At 58.6% G+C, this 15,636-nt stretch carries 13 protein-coding genes; 10 read left to right on the forward strand and 3 right to left on the reverse strand.

What is annotated here, in order from left to right; all coding sequences use genetic code 11:
• Positions 1–9: 9 nt before the first annotated feature.
• From dapC to map, 3 genes are read right to left on the reverse strand one after another with little or no spacing between them, the layout of a single operon-like run.
• The gene (dapC, locus tag HV782_RS06560) at positions 10–1,209 is read right to left on the reverse strand and encodes a succinyldiaminopimelate transaminase (RefSeq protein ID WP_186745116.1); all 1,200 of its coding nucleotides are present in this window, start codon (positions 1,207–1,209) and stop codon (positions 10–12) included.
• A gap of 43 nt (positions 1,210–1,252) precedes the next feature.
• Positions 1,253–3,955 carry a [protein-PII] uridylyltransferase gene (locus tag HV782_RS06565; RefSeq protein WP_123465076.1) on the reverse strand — a complete coding sequence of 901 codons (2,703 nt, stop codon included), beginning with the start codon at positions 3,953–3,955 and terminating at the stop codon, positions 1,253–1,255.
• 41 nt (positions 3,956–3,996) lie between these two features.
• A complete protein-coding gene (map, locus tag HV782_RS06570) occupies positions 3,997–4,779 on the reverse strand; it encodes a type I methionyl aminopeptidase (RefSeq protein ID WP_007964271.1) in 783 nt (260 codons plus the stop codon).
• A 373-nt stretch (positions 4,780–5,152) separates the two neighbouring features.
• Between map and rpsB the strand changes: the two genes are divergently transcribed.
• The 10 genes from rpsB to HV782_RS06620 all read left to right on the forward strand — a co-directional run bounded on the left by rpsB (position 5,153) and on the right by HV782_RS06620 (position 15,635).
• A complete protein-coding gene (gene rpsB / locus HV782_RS06575) occupies positions 5,153–5,890 on the forward strand; it encodes a 30S ribosomal protein S2 (protein WP_003222119.1) in 738 nt (245 codons plus the stop codon).
• A 190-nt stretch (positions 5,891–6,080) separates the two neighbouring features.
• Positions 6,081–6,944 (forward strand): translation elongation factor Ts, encoded by an 864-nt coding sequence (gene tsf / locus HV782_RS06580; protein WP_025110889.1) that lies wholly within the window; start codon positions 6,081–6,083, stop codon positions 6,942–6,944.
• A 210-nt stretch (positions 6,945–7,154) separates the two neighbouring features.
• Positions 7,155–7,898 carry a UMP kinase gene (gene pyrH, locus HV782_RS06585; RefSeq protein WP_011332683.1) on the forward strand — a complete coding sequence of 248 codons (744 nt, stop codon included), beginning with the start codon at positions 7,155–7,157 and terminating at the stop codon, positions 7,896–7,898.
• Positions 7,895–8,452: a ribosome recycling factor gene (gene frr, locus HV782_RS06590; protein ID WP_123465080.1), complete on the forward strand. Its 558-nt coding sequence runs from the start codon at positions 7,895–7,897 to the stop codon at positions 8,450–8,452. Before pyrH ends, frr begins: the two co-directional genes overlap by 4 nt.
• 13 nt (positions 8,453–8,465) lie before the next feature.
• Positions 8,466–9,221 (forward strand): polyprenyl diphosphate synthase, encoded by a 756-nt coding sequence (gene uppS / locus HV782_RS06595; protein ID WP_064120741.1) that lies wholly within the window; start codon positions 8,466–8,468, stop codon positions 9,219–9,221.
• A complete protein-coding gene (locus HV782_RS06600; protein WP_123465082.1) occupies positions 9,221–10,027 on the forward strand; it encodes a phosphatidate cytidylyltransferase in 807 nt (268 codons plus the stop codon). Before uppS ends, HV782_RS06600 begins: the two co-directional genes overlap by 1 nt.
• Positions 10,024–11,214, forward strand: coding sequence for a 1-deoxy-D-xylulose-5-phosphate reductoisomerase (gene ispC / locus HV782_RS06605; RefSeq protein WP_123465084.1), 1,191 nt, complete (start codon positions 10,024–10,026; stop codon positions 11,212–11,214). Before HV782_RS06600 ends, ispC begins: the two co-directional genes overlap by 4 nt.
• Before the next feature lie 54 nt (positions 11,215–11,268).
• Entirely contained in the window at positions 11,269–12,621 is a 1,353-nt protein-coding gene (rseP, locus tag HV782_RS06610; protein ID WP_123465085.1) for a sigma E protease regulator RseP, read from the forward strand.
• A 74-nt stretch (positions 12,622–12,695) separates the two neighbouring features.
• Complete coding sequence (gene bamA / locus HV782_RS06615; protein WP_128615929.1) at positions 12,696–15,086, forward strand: outer membrane protein assembly factor BamA; 2,391 nt, start codon at positions 12,696–12,698, stop codon at positions 15,084–15,086.
• A gap of 45 nt (positions 15,087–15,131) precedes the next feature.
• Positions 15,132–15,635 carry an OmpH/Skp family outer membrane protein gene (locus HV782_RS06620; RefSeq protein ID WP_007908849.1) on the forward strand — a complete coding sequence of 168 codons (504 nt, stop codon included), beginning with the start codon at positions 15,132–15,134 and terminating at the stop codon, positions 15,633–15,635.
• Position 15,636 lies beyond the last annotated feature (1 nt).

The following is a 15,636-nucleotide window of genomic DNA, read 5'->3' on the forward strand; positions in this document are numbered from 1 at the left end:
ATCGGATGCTTACTTGTGCCGTGTGATGAAGGCGCGAATACGTTCCGCCGCTTCGACGCATTCAGCCAGTGGCGCAACCAGTGCCATGCGCACGCGACCGGCACCCGGGTTGACACCATCTACATCGCGGGACAGGTAGGAGCCGGGCACCACGGTCACGTGTTCTTCAGCAAACAGCTCCCGGCAAAACGCCGCGTCATCACCTTGCACGTTTGGCCACAGGTAGAAACTGCCATCCGGACGCTGCACATCCATCACCGGGCTGAGGATTGCCAGGACCGCGTCGAACTTCTCGCGGTACAGCGCACGGTTGGCGCGCACGTGCACTTCGTCGTTCCACGCGGCCACGCTGGCCAGTTGCGTTTGCACCGGCATCGCACAGCCGTGGTAGGTGCGATACAGCAGGAAGCCCTTGAGGATGTCGGCATCACCGGCAACAAATCCCGAGCGCAGGCCCGGCAGGTTGGAGCGCTTGGACAGGCTGTGGAACACCACGCAGCGCTTGAAATCCTTGCGGCCCAGTTCGACGCAGGCGCTGAGCAGGCCCGGCGGTGGCGTCTGTTCGTCGAAGTACAGTTCGCTGTAGCACTCGTCGGCGGCGATGACGAAGTCGTATTCGTCGGCCAGGGCGATCAGTTTTTTCAGCACATCGACCGGGATCAGTGCGCCGGTCGGGTTGCCCGGCGAGCACAGGAACAGGATCTGGCAGCGTTTCCAGATCTCTGGCGATACCGCGTCGAAGTCCGGGTTGAAGCCATTCTCGTCCAGGCATGGCAGGTAGTGCGGCTTGGCGCCGGCGAGAAACGCCGCGCCCTCGTAGATCTGATAGAACGGGTTCGGGCTGACCACCAGGGCGTCATCGCCACGGTTGACCACGGTCTGGGTGAAGGCGAACAACGCTTCACGGGTACCGTTGACCGGCAGCACATTGCGCGCCGGGTCAATCCAGCCGCTCGGCACGCCGAAACGACGCTCGCACCAGCCAGCGATGGCTTCGCGCAGGGCCGGGATGCCGAGGGTGGTCGGGTATACCGCCATCTGATCCAGACTGTTGGCCAGCGCTTCGGCGACAAAACTTGGCGAGCGATGTTTCGGCTCGCCGATCGACAGGGCGATCGGGCGTTTGTCCGGATTTGGCGTTACGCTGCCGAGCAGGGCGCGGAGCTTTTCGAACGGGTACGGCTGGAGCTGGTTCAGAGCGTTGTTCATTGGGGCAGGGTCTCTCGCAAAGCCATTTGAATCCGGGGCGCCATCAGATACTGATGCGCGACAATTTGATATCGGGTTCCTGATTGACGCTCAGTTGCTCAACGATCGCATCCTGCAAACGGCTGCACAGCAACGGGTCGGACAGCGGCTGGTTGTGCGCGTCGGTGATGAAGAACACGTCTTCCACCCGCTCGCCCAGGGTCGCAATCTTGGCGTTCTGCAGCGACAGGTCGAACTCGAGGAAAATCCCGCCGATGCGTGCCAGCAAACCTGGCCGGTCAGGCGCGGTCAGTTCCAGCACGGTCACCGGACGCTGGGCGTCGTTATGGATCGTCACCTGCGGTGCAAAGGCGAAATGCTTGAGCTGGCGCGGGACCCGGCGCTGAATGATCGTCGGGTAGTCGTCCGGGTTACGCAGGGCTTCGGTGAGGCCTTCGCGTATCTGCTTGATCCGTGCCGGGTTGTCACCGATGGATTCCCCGTCGTTGTCGAGCACAATGTAGGTATCGAGGGTGAACTGGCTGCTGGACGTGATGACCCGGGCGTCGTGAATGTTCAGGTTGAGCTGGTCCATTGCCGCCACGGTCACGGCGAAGAAGTCGTGTTGGTCCGGGGCATAAATGAAGATCTGCGTACCGCCCTCGAATTCGCGCTGGGTGGTTTCCTTGATCAGTACCAGCGGCCCGCCATCGGCCGGCTGCTGCAGGATCGCATCGCTGTGCCAGGCCACGTCGCCGGCGGTGTGCCGCAGGAAATAGTCATCGCCCAACTGCGCCCACAATTGCTCGACGTCGTCCGGATCGGTGCCGCCGCGCACCAGAATATCCAGCGCAGCGCTTTGGGTCTGGCGGATCTGTTCTTCACGATCCACCGGGTTCTCCAGGCCGCGACGCAAGGCGCGCTTGGTCTCGGTGTAGAGCTGGCGCAACAGGCTGGCGCGCCATGAATTCCACAGGGTCGGGTTGGTCGCGTTGATGTCGGCCACGGTCAGCACGTACAGGTAGTCGAGGCGGGTTTCGTCGCCGACGGCCTGAGCGAAATCGTGGATCACCTGCGGGTCGGACAAATCCTTGCGCTGGGCAGTGGTCGACATCACCAGATGGTTTTGCACCAGCCAGACGATCAGGCGGCTGTCCCACACCGGCAATTGATGGCGCTGGCAGAACGCTTCGGCATCGACCGCGCCGATTTCCGAGTGATCACCATGCCGGCCCTTGCCGATGTCGTGGTACAGCCCCGCCATGTAAATGAGTTCGGGCTTGGGCAGCTTGGCCATGAGCTTGGCGGCCAGCGGGAATTTTTCCGACACCTGGGTGTACTGCAACTTACGCAGATGTTTGATCAGGTTCAGGGTGTGCGCATCAACCGTGTAGATGTGGAACAGGTCGTGCTGCATCTGCCCGACGATAAAGCCGAACTCCGGCAGGTAACGCCCGAGAATGCCGTAGCGATTCATCCGCCGCAGATTGCGGTGGATGCCGATCTTGCACTTGAACAGCTCGATGAACAGGCTGGTATTGCGGATGTCGTTGCGGAAATTGTCGTCGATGAGGTGACGGTTCTCCCGCAGCAGACGAATGGTGTCTGCCCGTACGCCTTTGATTTCCGGCTGCTGGGCCATCAGCACGAAAATCTCGAGCATGGCGAACGGCGTGCGGCGGAACACGTTGTCGTTGCGTGCTTCGATATAGCCGTCATGCAGTTGGAAGCGCGAATTGATTGGCTGCGGCGGTGCTTCATCTTCGGGGGCGAGGATGACTTCCTCGAAATGCTGGATGATCAGGTCGCTGAGTTGAGCGATGCTCATCACGACGCGGAAATACTGTTGCATGAAGTTTTCGACGGCCTGCTTGGCGTCGTCACCTTCAAACCCCAGCAAACCGGCGATGGTGCGCTGATGATCGAACAGCAGGCGGTCTTCGGCGCGACCGGCGAGCATGTGCAGGGCGTAGCGCACCTTCCAGAGAAATTCCTGGGAGGAGGCCAGCAGTGCGTTTTCACTCTCGACCAGAAAGCCTTCGCCGGCCAGGGCGCGCAGGTTGAGGGTGCCGTATTGACGACGGGCCACCCACAGAATCGTCTGGATATCCCGCAGGCCGCCCGGCGAGCCTTTGACGTTGGGTTCCAGGTTGTACTCGGTGTCGTTGTATTTGTGGTGACGGGCCTTCTGTTCGGCGCGCTTGGCCAGGAAGAACTCCTTGGCCGGCCACATGTGCGCAGTGCTGGTGACGTCGAGCATGCGCTGGCGCAGATGCTCGGGGCCGCAGATGGTGCGGCTTTCCATGAGGTTGGTGACCACCGTCAGGTCGGCACGGGCCTCTTCGGCGCACTCGTCGACCGAGCGAACGCTCTGACCTACTTCCAGGCCGATGTCCCACAGCAAGGTCAGAAAGCGCTCAATGGAATCACGGAAAACTTCGTGATCGGCGCTGTCCAGCAGGATCAGCAAGTCGATGTCGGAATAGGGATGCAACTCCCCCCGGCCATAACCGCCGACCGCAACCAGCGCGATGTCGGCGTCCTCGCTCCAGTTGAACTGCTCCCAGGCCTTTTGCAGGATATTGTCGACGAACCAGGCGCGGTCTTCGATCAGCCTGCGGATATCGCGGCCACTGCGAAAACGCGCGTCGAGCACTTCGCGAGCCTGGCGGATCGCCTTTTTGAACGCCGCAATAGGACTCGCTTTCAGAGCCAGTTCTGCCTGGAACTGGCCGCGGTCGAAGAGTTCGGGATCCACCTGCGGCATCGGTTGGCTTTCCTTCTATATAAGGCTGGGAGCGTTGCGGATCAGGCCGATACGCGCGGGATGGTGTCGTCGGCGCGCAGGGTGAAGATCTCATAGCCGGTGTCGGTGACCAGCAAGGTGTGTTCCCACTGCGCCGAGAGTTTGCGGTCCTTGGTGATCGCGGTCCAGCCGTCACCCAGCACCTTGGTGTCGGCCTTGCCCTGGTTGATCATCGGTTCGATGGTGAAGGTCATGCCGGCCTTCAGTTCCATGCCGGTGCCGGCGCGACCGTAGTGCAGGATCTGCGGTTCTTCGTGGAACACCTTGCCGATGCCGTGGCCGCAGAATTCGCGAACCACCGAGAAGCCATTCTTTTCCGCGTGCTTCTGGATGATTTCGCCGATATCGCCGAGGCGGCAGCCAGGTTTGACGATCTCGATGGCCTTGTACATGCATTCCTGAGTGACTTGCGACAGGCGCTCGGCCCAGACCGGTACTTCGCCGACGTGGAACATGCGGCTGGTATCACCGTGGTAGCCGTCCTTGATCACGGTCACGTCGATGTTCAGGGTGTCGCCGTTTTTCAGCGGCTTGTCGTTCGGAATACCATGGCAGACCACATGGTTGATCGAAGTGCAGATCGACTTCGGGTAACCCTTGTAATTCAGTGGGGCGGGGATGGCCTGCTGCACGTTGACGATGTAGTCGTGGCAGATCTGGTTCAGTTGATCGGTGGTAACGCCCGGTTTGACGTGTTCGGCAATCATTTCCAGCACATCGGCGGCCAGTTTGCCGGCGACACGCATGCCAGCGATGTCCTCGGGGGTTTTGAGGTTGACGGTCATACAGGCTCTCTCTACGCTCGGCGGCGCTTGTTGATACGTATTGGGTGGCACATGTGCGTTTTGCGACCCTGAAAAACCCGATTCTAACAGACGAAAGGAGCAAATCCGCGCCTGCGTGCATCGTGTCTCTCTATACAATGGTGCGCTTGAAGGCGATTCCAAGGGGGCTGCGTCCATGTCCCGGGTGCGATTACAGATTCCGGGTTCCGTTTCTGCGCACCCTGTGGTATAAAATGCGCCGCTTTCCGGGGATACCCCGAAAAGCTTAAATCCACACACGTGTCGACACGATGACCTGGGTGCTTTTGGCTTTATGCCACTGGTTGGTCATTGGGATACGTGGAGGCCAAACCCGACTTATTAAGGAACTATCATGTCCCAAGTCAACATGCGCGATATGCTGAAGGCCGGTGTGCACTTCGGTCACCAAACCCGTTACTGGAATCCGAAAATGGGTAAGTACATTTTCGGCGCGCGTAACAAGATTCACATCATCAACCTTGAAAAAACCCTGCCAATGTTCAACGAAGCTCTGACTTTCGTAGAGCGTCTGGCCCAGGGCAAAAACAAGATTCTGTTCGTCGGCACCAAGCGTTCCGCTGGCAAGATCGTTGCTGAAGAAGCAGCACGTTGCGGTTCGCCGTACGTCGATCACCGCTGGTTGGGCGGCATGCTGACCAACTTCAAAACCATTCGTGCTTCCATCAAGCGTCTGCGTGATCTTGAAGTTCAAGCCGAAGACGGTACTTTCGCCAAGCTGACCAAGAAAGAAGCGCTGATGCGCTCCCGTGACCTGGAAAAGCTGGATCGCTCCCTGGGCGGCATCAAGGACATGGGCGGTCTGCCTGACGCACTGTTCGTGATCGACGTTGACCACGAGCGCATCGCGATCACCGAAGCCAACAAGCTGGGCATCCCGGTCATCGGCGTTGTCGATACCAACAGCAGCCCGGAAGGCGTTGACTACATCATCCCAGGTAACGATGACGCCATCCGCGCTATCCAGCTGTACATGGGTTCGATGGCTGACGCTGTTATCCGTGGTCGCAACAACGTTGCTGGCGGCACTGTAGAATTCGCAGCTGAAGAAACTCAGGCTGCAGCTGAGTAATTGACGCCTTGGCGTTGACTCAGTAAGCAAAAAGGGGGCTTGGCCCCCTTTTTGCCACCTCGAAAACCATTTGTCGGCGGCGCAGCTACAGCATCTGTAACTTGCAGCGGCTACAAGCTGGTTCGGGAAGAATTGAACGCCCGTTCGATCGGGTGGAATGGTTGAAAACCTATCCAAGAGGAATTTGAAAATGGCAGCAATTACTGCAGCGTTGGTTAAAGAACTGCGCGAGCGTACCGGCGAAGGCATGATGGACTGCAAGAAAGCCCTGGAAAAGGCTGACGGCGACATCGAAAAAGCCATTGATGACATGCGTGCTTCGGGCGCGATCAAGGCTGCGAAAAAGGCTGGCAACGTTGCCGCTGAAGGCGCAATCGCAATCAAGGACGACGGTAAAGCTGCCGTTATCCTGGAAGTGAACTCGCAGACCGACTTCCTGGCCCTGCAAGACGACTTCAAAAACTTTGTTGCTGCCAGCGTTGAAAAAGCCTTCGCTGACAAGCTGACCGACGCTGCTCCGCTGATCGCTGCTCAAGAAGCCGCTCGCGAAGCACTGGTTGCCAAAGTAGGCGAGAACGTCAACATCCGTCGTCTGACCCGTATCGAAGGTGACGTTGTAGGTTCGTATCTGCACGGCAACAAGATCGGTGTTGTCGTGGCTCTGAAAGGCGGTGACGTCGAGCTGGCCAAAGACATCGCGATGCACGTAGCTGCCAGCAACCCTGAGTTCCTGCTGCCTTCGCAAGTTTCGGCTGAAGCGATCGAGCGTGAAAAAGCTGTGTTCCTGCAGCTGAACGAAGAGAAGATCAAAGGCAAGCCAGAAAACATTGTTGAGAACATGGTCAAAGGCCGTATCAGCAAGTTCCTGGCAGAAGCGAGCCTGGTTGAGCAGGCGTTCGTCAAGAACCCTGAAATCAAGGTTGGCGAGCTGGCCAAGAAAGGCGGCGCAGAAATCGTTTCCTTCACCTACTTCAAAGTAGGCGAAGGCATCGAGAAGCCGGTCGACAACTTCGCTGAAGAAGTTGCTGCCCAGCTGGCTGCAGCCAAGCAATAAGACGGTTTTTCAACTGTCGCCCGAAAGAGGCTGCCCGCTCACGCGCGCAGCCTCTTTTCAGATGGGGTTACCAATTTTTAATTGGTTTCCACTTGGAACTGACTTACAAAGCCATGTTCCGATGGCGCTGAAGCAGCGCCAAGCTAGAGTGAACGCCAGCTGTAAACAGCTCGCAAAGAATTTTTAAATACGCCGCAGGAGAGATTCGCAATGGCTCAGCAGGGCAGTGGTTATCAGGCTCGCTATAAACGCATTCTACTCAAGCTTAGCGGCGAGGCCCTGATGGGCTCGGAAGAGTTCGGGATCGATCCGAAGGTTCTGGATCGCATGGCGCTGGAAGTCGGCCAACTGGTCGGTATCGGCGTTCAGGTCGGTCTGGTGATCGGCGGTGGTAACCTGTTCCGTGGCGAAGCCTTGAGCAAGGCTGGCATGGATCGGGTGACAGGCGATCACATGGGCATGCTGGCCACTGTGATGAATGCCCTGGCCATGCGCGACGCGCTGGAACGTGCCAATATCTCGGCCATCGTGATGTCGGCCATTTCCATGGTGGGCGTAACCGATCACTATGATCGTCGCAAAGCCATGCGCCACTTGAACTCCAAGGACGTGGTGATTTTCGCGGCCGGTACCGGCAACCCGTTCTTCACAACGGATTCGGCAGCCTGCCTGCGCGCCATTGAAATCGACGCCGATGTCGTGCTCAAGGCAACCAAGGTCGATGGCGTTTACACCGCTGACCCATTCAAGGACCCGCATGCCGAGAAGTTCGATCATCTGACTTATGATGAAGTACTGGATCGCAAGCTGGGTGTAATGGATCTGACAGCTATTTGCCTGTGCCGCGATCACAAGATGCCGCTGCGCGTATTCAACATGAACAAGCCCGGCGCCCTGCTGAACATCGTACACGGCGGCGCTGAAGGAACCCTGATCGAGGAAGTTCAACAATGATCAACGAAATCAAGAAAGACGCCAAAGAGCGCATGACGAAGTCCGTTGAGTCTCTGGCTCACAACTTCGGCCGTATCCGTACCGGCCAGGCGCACCCAAGCATTCTGGAAGGCGTGATGGTGCCGTACTACGGCGCGGACACCCCGATCAAGCAAGTCGCCAACATCACCGTCAAAGACGCCCGTACCCTGCAAGTGGTTGCGTTCGAGCGCAACATGCTCGGTGCTGTCGACAAGGCGATCGGCAGTGCAGGTCTGAACCTGAACCCGACCAACCTGGGTGAATTGCTGCTGATCAGCATGCCGGCCCTGACCGAAGAAACCCGTCGTGGTTTCACCAAGCAGGCGCGTGATGTGGCCGAAGACGCCCGTGTTGCCGTGCGCAACATCCGTCGCGATGCCAACAGCTCGCTGAAGGATCTGGTCAAGGAAAAGGAAATCAGCGAAGACGAAGAGCGTCGCGCCACTGGCGAAATCGACGATCTGACCAAGAAGTACGTGGCCGAGATCGACGCGAAACTGGCTGAGAAAGAAAAAGACCTGATGGCCGTATAAGGGTCGAGTTTTAATGGACAAGACCAAGCAGACTGCGCCGTCCGCGGTGCCGCGCCATGTCGCGATCATCATGGATGGCAACAATCGCTGGGCGAAAAAACGCTTTATGCCGGGTGTCGCCGGGCATAAAGCGGGCGTGGATGCTGTGCGGGCAGTGATCGAGGTGTGCGCTGAGGCCAAGGTCGAAGTGCTCACCCTGTTCGCGTTTTCCAGTGAGAACTGGCAGCGCCCGGCCGATGAGGTCAGCGCCTTGATGGATCTGTTCTTCAAGGCGTTGCGTCGTGAGGCCAAGCGCCTCAACGACAACAACATCAGCTTGCGGATCATTGGCGATCGTTCGCGCTTTCACCCTGAGCTTCAGGCGGCGATGCGCGAGGCCGAAGCCATGACCGCCGGTGCCAACCGCTTCATTCTGCAGATCGCAGCCAACTACGGCGGTCAGTGGGATATCGCACAAGCTGCGCAGCGTCTGGCAAGGGAAGTCCAGGCCGGACACCTGCGTCCGGAGGACATCACGCCGGATCTGCTGCAGACTTGTCTTGCCACCGGCGACCTGCCGTTGCCGGATCTGTGTATCCGCACGGGTGGTGAGCACCGCATCAGCAATTTCCTGCTGTGGCAGCTGGCCTACGCCGAGCTGTACTTCTCCGACCTGTTCTGGCCGGACTTCAAACACGATGCCATGCGCAATGCGCTGGCCGATTTCGCTTCGCGTCAGCGTCGCTTCGGTAAAACGAGTGAGCAGATTGAAGCTGGAGCCCGGGTTTAATGCTTAAACAACGAATCATCACTGCGCTGATCCTGTTGCCGATAGCCTTGTGCGGTTTTTTCCTGCTCGAAGGTTCCGGCTTTGCGCTGTTCATCGGGCTGGTGGTCAGTCTGGGCGCGTGGGAGTGGGCGCGGCTTGCCGGTTTCAATGGCCAGACGTTCCGTGTCGGTTATGCCGCCGCGGTCGCGCTGATGCTGTTCGTCATGTACATCTTGCCCGGCCTCGCGCCGTGGGTGCTGGGCGCGGCAGTACTGTGGTGGATGGTGGCGACCTGGCTGGTACTGACCTATCCGCAGTCGAGCGAGCACTGGTCCAGTGCGGCGACCAGGCTGGTGATCGGTCTGTTGATCCTGTTGCCGGCCTGGCAAGGCCTGGTGCAGATCAAGCAGTACCCACTGGGCAACTGGTTGATCATGGCGGTGATGGTGCTGGTCTGGGGCGCAGATATTGGCGCTTACTTCTCCGGTCGAGCTTTCGGCAAGCGCAAGCTTGCACCGCAGGTCAGTCCGGGCAAGAGCTGGGAAGGTGTCTATGGCGGTCTGGCGCTGAGTCTGGTGATTACCGCCATTGTCGGTCTGGTGCGCGACTGGACGGTTGCCGAGCTGCTTAAAGGCCTGATCGGCGCTGCGCTGATCGTGTTCATTTCGGTTGTCGGTGATCTCACCGAAAGCATGTTCAAACGCTCATCCGGCATCAAGGACAGCAGTAATCTGCTTCCGGGTCATGGTGGCGTGCTTGATCGTATCGACAGCCTCACGGCGGCGATTCCGGTATTTGCCGTGCTGTTGTGGATGGCTGCACCGTGAGTCGCCCACAGCAGATTACCGTCCTTGGGGCGACCGGCTCGATCGGTCTGAGCACCCTCGATGTCATTGCTCGTCACCCTGAGCGCTATCAGGTGTTCGCACTGAGCGGCTTCACTCGCCTGAGTGAGCTGTTCGCCCTGTGTGTGCGCCATGTGCCGCAGTTCGCCGTGGTGCCGGAAGTCGCTGCCGCGCGCGGTCTGCAGGACGACTTGCGTGCGGCCGGTCTGCCGACCCGTGTGTTGGTCGGGGAGGAGGGCTTGTGTCAGGTGGCTGCAGCCCCTGAGGTCGATGCGGTCATGGCGGCGATTGTCGGTGCGGCGGGGTTGCGCCCGACGCTGGCGGCGGTCGAGGCCGGCAAGAAAATCCTTCTGGCCAACAAAGAGGCGCTGGTGATGTCCGGCGCCTTGTTCATGCAGGCGGTACGCAAGAGCGGCTCGGTGCTGTTGCCGATCGACAGCGAACACAATGCGATTTTCCAGTGCATGCCTCAGGATTTTGCTCGTGGGTTGAGCTCAGTGGGCGTGCGTCGGATTTTACTGACAGCCTCCGGCGGTCCCTTCCGGCAGACACCGATGGCCGAGCTGGCGCATGTTTCGCCTGACCAGGCTTGCGCCCATCCGAACTGGTCCATGGGGCGCAAGATCTCCGTGGATTCGGCCAGCATGATGAACAAGGGGCTCGAATTGATCGAAGCCTGCTGGTTGTTCGATGCAAGGCCGTCGCAAGTCGAGGTCGTGATTCATCCGCAGAGCGTGATCCATTCGCTGGTCGACTATGTGGACGGTTCGGTGCTGGCGCAATTGGGCAATCCCGATATGCGTACGCCGATCGCCAACGCCCTGGCCTGGCCGGAGCGCATCGATTCGGGCGTGGCACCGCTGGATCTGTTTGCAATCGCACGTCTGGACTTCGAAGCTCCGGATGAGCAGCGTTTCCCTTGCCTGCGTCTGGCGCGGCAAGCTGCCGAAGCGGGTGACAGCGCGCCGGCGATGCTTAACGCGGCCAACGAAGTAGCGGTGGCGGCGTTTCTCGACGGACGGGTACGTTACCTGGAAATCGCGAGTATCATCGAGGAAGTCTTGAGTCTGGAGCCGGTGGTGGCCCTGGACGATCTCGAAGCCGTGTTTACTGCGGATGCGAAGGCGCGGGTTCTGGCCGGGCAATGGTTGCAGCGTCACGGTCGATAGATTTTGCTACAAAATGGCTACACGCGGCACTGAACGGGATTGCGGAGAAAATAGATGAGCGCGCTCTATATGATTGCCGGCACCCTGATCGCCTTGGGTGTGCTGGTCACCTTTCACGAATTCGGCCATTTCTGGGTCGCGCGTCGCTGTGGCGTCAAGGTTCTGCGTTTTTCCGTGGGCTTTGGCATGCCGTTGTTGCGCTGGCACGACAGGCAGGGCACCGAGTTCGTGGTTGCCGCGATTCCGCTGGGTGGCTACGTCAAGATGCTCGACGAGCGTGAGGGCGAGGTTCCACCCGATCAGCTCCATCAGTCGTTCAATCGCAAGTCCGTGCGTCAGCGCATCGCCATCGTCGCTGCCGGCCCGATTGCCAACTTCCTCCTGGCACTGGTGTTTTTCTGGGTGCTGGCCATGCTGGGCAGCGAGCAGGTGCGTCCGGTCATTGGTGCAGTCGAGTCCGGCAGCATTGCGGCAAAGGCCGGTTTGAGCGCGGGCGAGGAAATCGTCGCGATTGATGGTGAGCCGACTTCCGGTTGGGCTGCCGTGAATCTACAACTGGTGCGCCGCCTCGGTGAGAGTGGTTCCCTGCAATTGCTGGTGCGCGAACAAGGCTCGAGCGCCGATTCGCCGCGAACGCTGGCTCTGGATAACTGGCTCAAGGGTGCTGATGAGCCCGACCCGATTCGTTCGTTGGGTATTCGTCCATGGCGTCCGGCCCTGCCGCCGGTGCTGGCCGAGCTTGACCCGAAGGGGCCGGCTCAGGCTGCCGGGCTCAAGACCGGTGACCGGTTGCTGGCCCTTGATGGGCAGGCGCTCAATGACTGGCAGCAAGTGGTTGATACGGTTCGTACGCGTCCTGATACCAAAATCATGCTGCGCATCGAGCGCGACAGTGCTCAAATCGACGTCCCGGTGACTTTGGCAGCGCGTGGTGAAAGCAAGTCGCCAAGCGGCTATCTGGGTGCTGGCGTGAAAGCGGTCGACTGGCCGCCGGAGATGATCCGCGAGGTCAGTTACGGGCCGTTGGCCGCTATTGGCGAGGGTGCCCGTCGCACTTGGACCATGAGCATTCTGACGCTGGATTCGCTGAAGAAAATGCTGTTCGGCGAGCTCTCGGTAAAAAACTTGAGTGGACCGATAACCATTGCTAAAGTGGCGGGCGCTTCTGCCCAGTCGGGCGTCGCTGATTTCCTGAATTTCCTTGCTTATCTGAGTATTAGCCTGGGGGTTCTGAATTTGCTGCCCATCCCTGTACTGGATGGGGGGCATTTGTTGTTTTATCTGATCGAGTGGGCGCGTGGTCGTCCCTTGTCGGATCGGGTGCAAGGTTGGGGGATACAGATCGGTATCAGTTTGGTGGTCGGGGTGATGTTGCTTGCTCTGGTCAACGATCTGGGTCGACTGTAACGCTTCGCTGAATTGCGAATCTGCCGCATTTTGCGGCAGTTTGTTTATTGCCAGTTGGAATAAGAAAGGACTTCATGAAACGTCTGCTGCTAACTGCGGTTCTCACCGTATTGATGATCGCCGAAGTTCACGCCGAGTCCTTCACTATCTCTGATATTCGCGTCAACGGCCTCCAGCGGGTCTCCGCGGGTAGTGTCTTTGGTGCCTTGCCGTTGAACGTCGGCGAGCAGGCGGATGATCGTCGCCTGGTGGAGTCCACTCGTGCGTTGTTCAAAACCGGTTTCTTTCAAGATATCCAGCTGGGCCGCGAAGGCAACGTTCTGGTAATCACGGTTGTCGAGCGTCCATCCGTCGCAAGTATCGAGATCGAAGGTAACAAGGCGATCTCTACCGAAGACCTGATGAAAGGCCTCAAGCAATCCGGTCTGGCCGAAGGCGAGATCTTCCAGCGTGCCACCCTCGAAGGCGTGCGTAACGAGCTGCAGCGCCAGTACGTCGCGCAAGGTCGTTACTCGGCTACCGTCGATACCGAAGTGGTGTCGCAGCCGCGTAACCGCGTCGGTCTGAAAGTGAAGATCAACGAAGGCACCGTTGCCGCCATTCAGCACATCAACGTGGTGGGCAACACGGTTTTCCCTGAAGAAGACCTGACCGACCTGTTCGAACTGAAAACCACCAACTGGTTGTCGTTTTTCAAGAACGACGACAAGTACGCCCGTGAAAAGCTTTCCGGTGACCTGGAGCGTCTGCGTTCCTACTACCTGGACCGCGGCTATATCAACATGGATATCGCTTCGACCCAGGTGTCCATCACCCCGGACAAGAAACACGTCTACATCACCGTCAACGTGACCGAAGGTGAAAAGTACACCGTTCGTGACGTCAAGCTCAGCGGTGACCTGAAAGTCCCTGAAGACCAGGTCAAGTCCCTGTTGCTGGTGCAGAAGGGCCAGGTGTTCTCGCGCAAGCTGATGACCACCACCTCCGAACTGATCACCCGTCGCCTGGGTAACGAGGGCTACACCTTCGCCAACGTCAATGGTGTGCCTCAGCCGCATGACGACGATCACACGGTGGACATCCTGTTTGCTGTCGATCCGGGCAAGCGTGCCTATGTCAACCGCATCAACTTCCGTGGCAACACCAAGTCCGAAGACGAAGTGCTGCGTCGCGAAATGCGTCAGATGGAAGGTGGCTGGGCTTCGACCTACCTGATCGACCAGTCCAAGACCCGTCTTGAGCGTCTGGGCTTCTTCAAAGAAGTGAACGTCGAGACGCCGGCCGTTCCGGGTGTCGACGATCAGGTTGACGTGAATTACGCCGTTGAAGAACAGGCTTCCGGTTCGATTACCGCCAGCGTCGGTTTCGCCCAGAGCGCCGGTTTGATCCTCGGTGGTTCGATCACCCAGAACAACTTCCTCGGTACCGGTAACCGCGTCAGCGTCGGCCTGACCCGAAGCGAATACCAGAGCCGCTACAACTTCGGCTACGTTGACCCGTACTGGACCGCCGATGGCGTGAGCCTGGGCTACAACGCGTTCTATCGCACCACCGACTACAAAGATCTCAACATCGACGTAGCCAGCTATGCGGTAGACAGCCTGGGTGCCGGTGTCAACGTTGGCTACCCGATCAGCGAGACTTCGCGCCTGACCTTCGGTCTGTCCGCTCAACAGGACAAGATCAAGACCGGTCAGTACACCGTTGACGAGATCTTCGACTTCGTTAACAAGGAAGGCGATCAGTATCTGAACTTCAAGGCTTCGGCCGGCTGGTCCGAGTCGACCCTGAACAAGGGCGTATTGCCGACCCGTGGCCGTTCGCAGAGCCTGACGCTGGAAACCACGATTCCGGGCAGCGACCTGTCGTTCTACAAACTCGACTACCGTGGCCAGCTGTTCCAGCCGATCACCGAGAACTACACCCTGCGTCTGCACACCGAGCTGGGTTATGGCGACGGTTACGGTTCGACCGATGGCTTGCCTTTCTATGAAAACTACTATGCTGGTGGTTTCAACTCGGTACGTGGCTTTAAGGACAGCACCTTGGGTCCTCGCAGTACGCCGAGTCGTGGTCAGGGGGTTACCGGTAACGCCGGTACGATTGCCGACCCGGATCAGGATCCATTGCCATTCGGTGGTAACGTGCTGATTCAGGGTGGTGCAGAGGTTCTGTTCCCGCTGCCATTCGTGAAGGATCAGCGCTCCCTGCGTACTTCGGTATTCTGGGATGTGGGTAACGTATTCGATTCCAAATGCCAGAAGACCACCAACGCGACCGCAGGCTCCACGTCATCCACGCAGTGCAACGACATCAGCCTGAGCAACATGGCCAGTTCCGTTGGTGTGGGTGTGACCTGGGTCACCGCACTGGGTCCTCTGAGTTTTGCCCTGGCGATGCCTGTCAAGAAACCGGATAACGCTGAAACCCAAGTGTTCCAATTCTCCCTCGGCCAGACGTTCTAAGCGTCTGACCCAAGATAACGACAATGGATTTTGTAGGAGTGCATCGTGCGTAAGTTGACTCAATTGGTTCTCCTGGCCTCCTTGATGGTGGCAGGCCCGGCATTTGCCGACATGAAAATTGCCGTTCTGAACTATCAGATGGCCTTGCTGGAATCGGACGCGGCCAAGAAATACGCCGTGGATGCCGAGAAGAAGTTCGGTCCGCAACTGACCAAGCTGAAGACGCTGGAAAGCAGCGCCAAGGGCATTCAGGACCGTCTGATGGCCGGTGGCGACAAAATGCAGCAAGGCGAGCGTGAGCGTCTGGAGCTTGAATTCAAGCAAAAGGCCCGTGACTTCCAGTTCCAGTCCAAGGAACTGAACGAAGCCAAAGCCGTTGCCGACCGCGAAATGCTCAAGCAACTGAAGCCGAAACTGGATAGCGCAGTGGAAGAAGTCATCAAGAAAGGTGGTTTTGACCTGGTGTTCGAGCGTGGCGCAGTGATTGATGTCAAACCTCAGTACGACATCACGCGCCAGGTCATCGAGCGCATGAATCAGCTGAAGTAAC

The organism is Pseudomonas monsensis (genome assembly GCF_014268495.2).
GTDB lineage: Bacteria > Pseudomonadota > Gammaproteobacteria > Pseudomonadales > Pseudomonadaceae > Aquipseudomonas > Aquipseudomonas monsensis.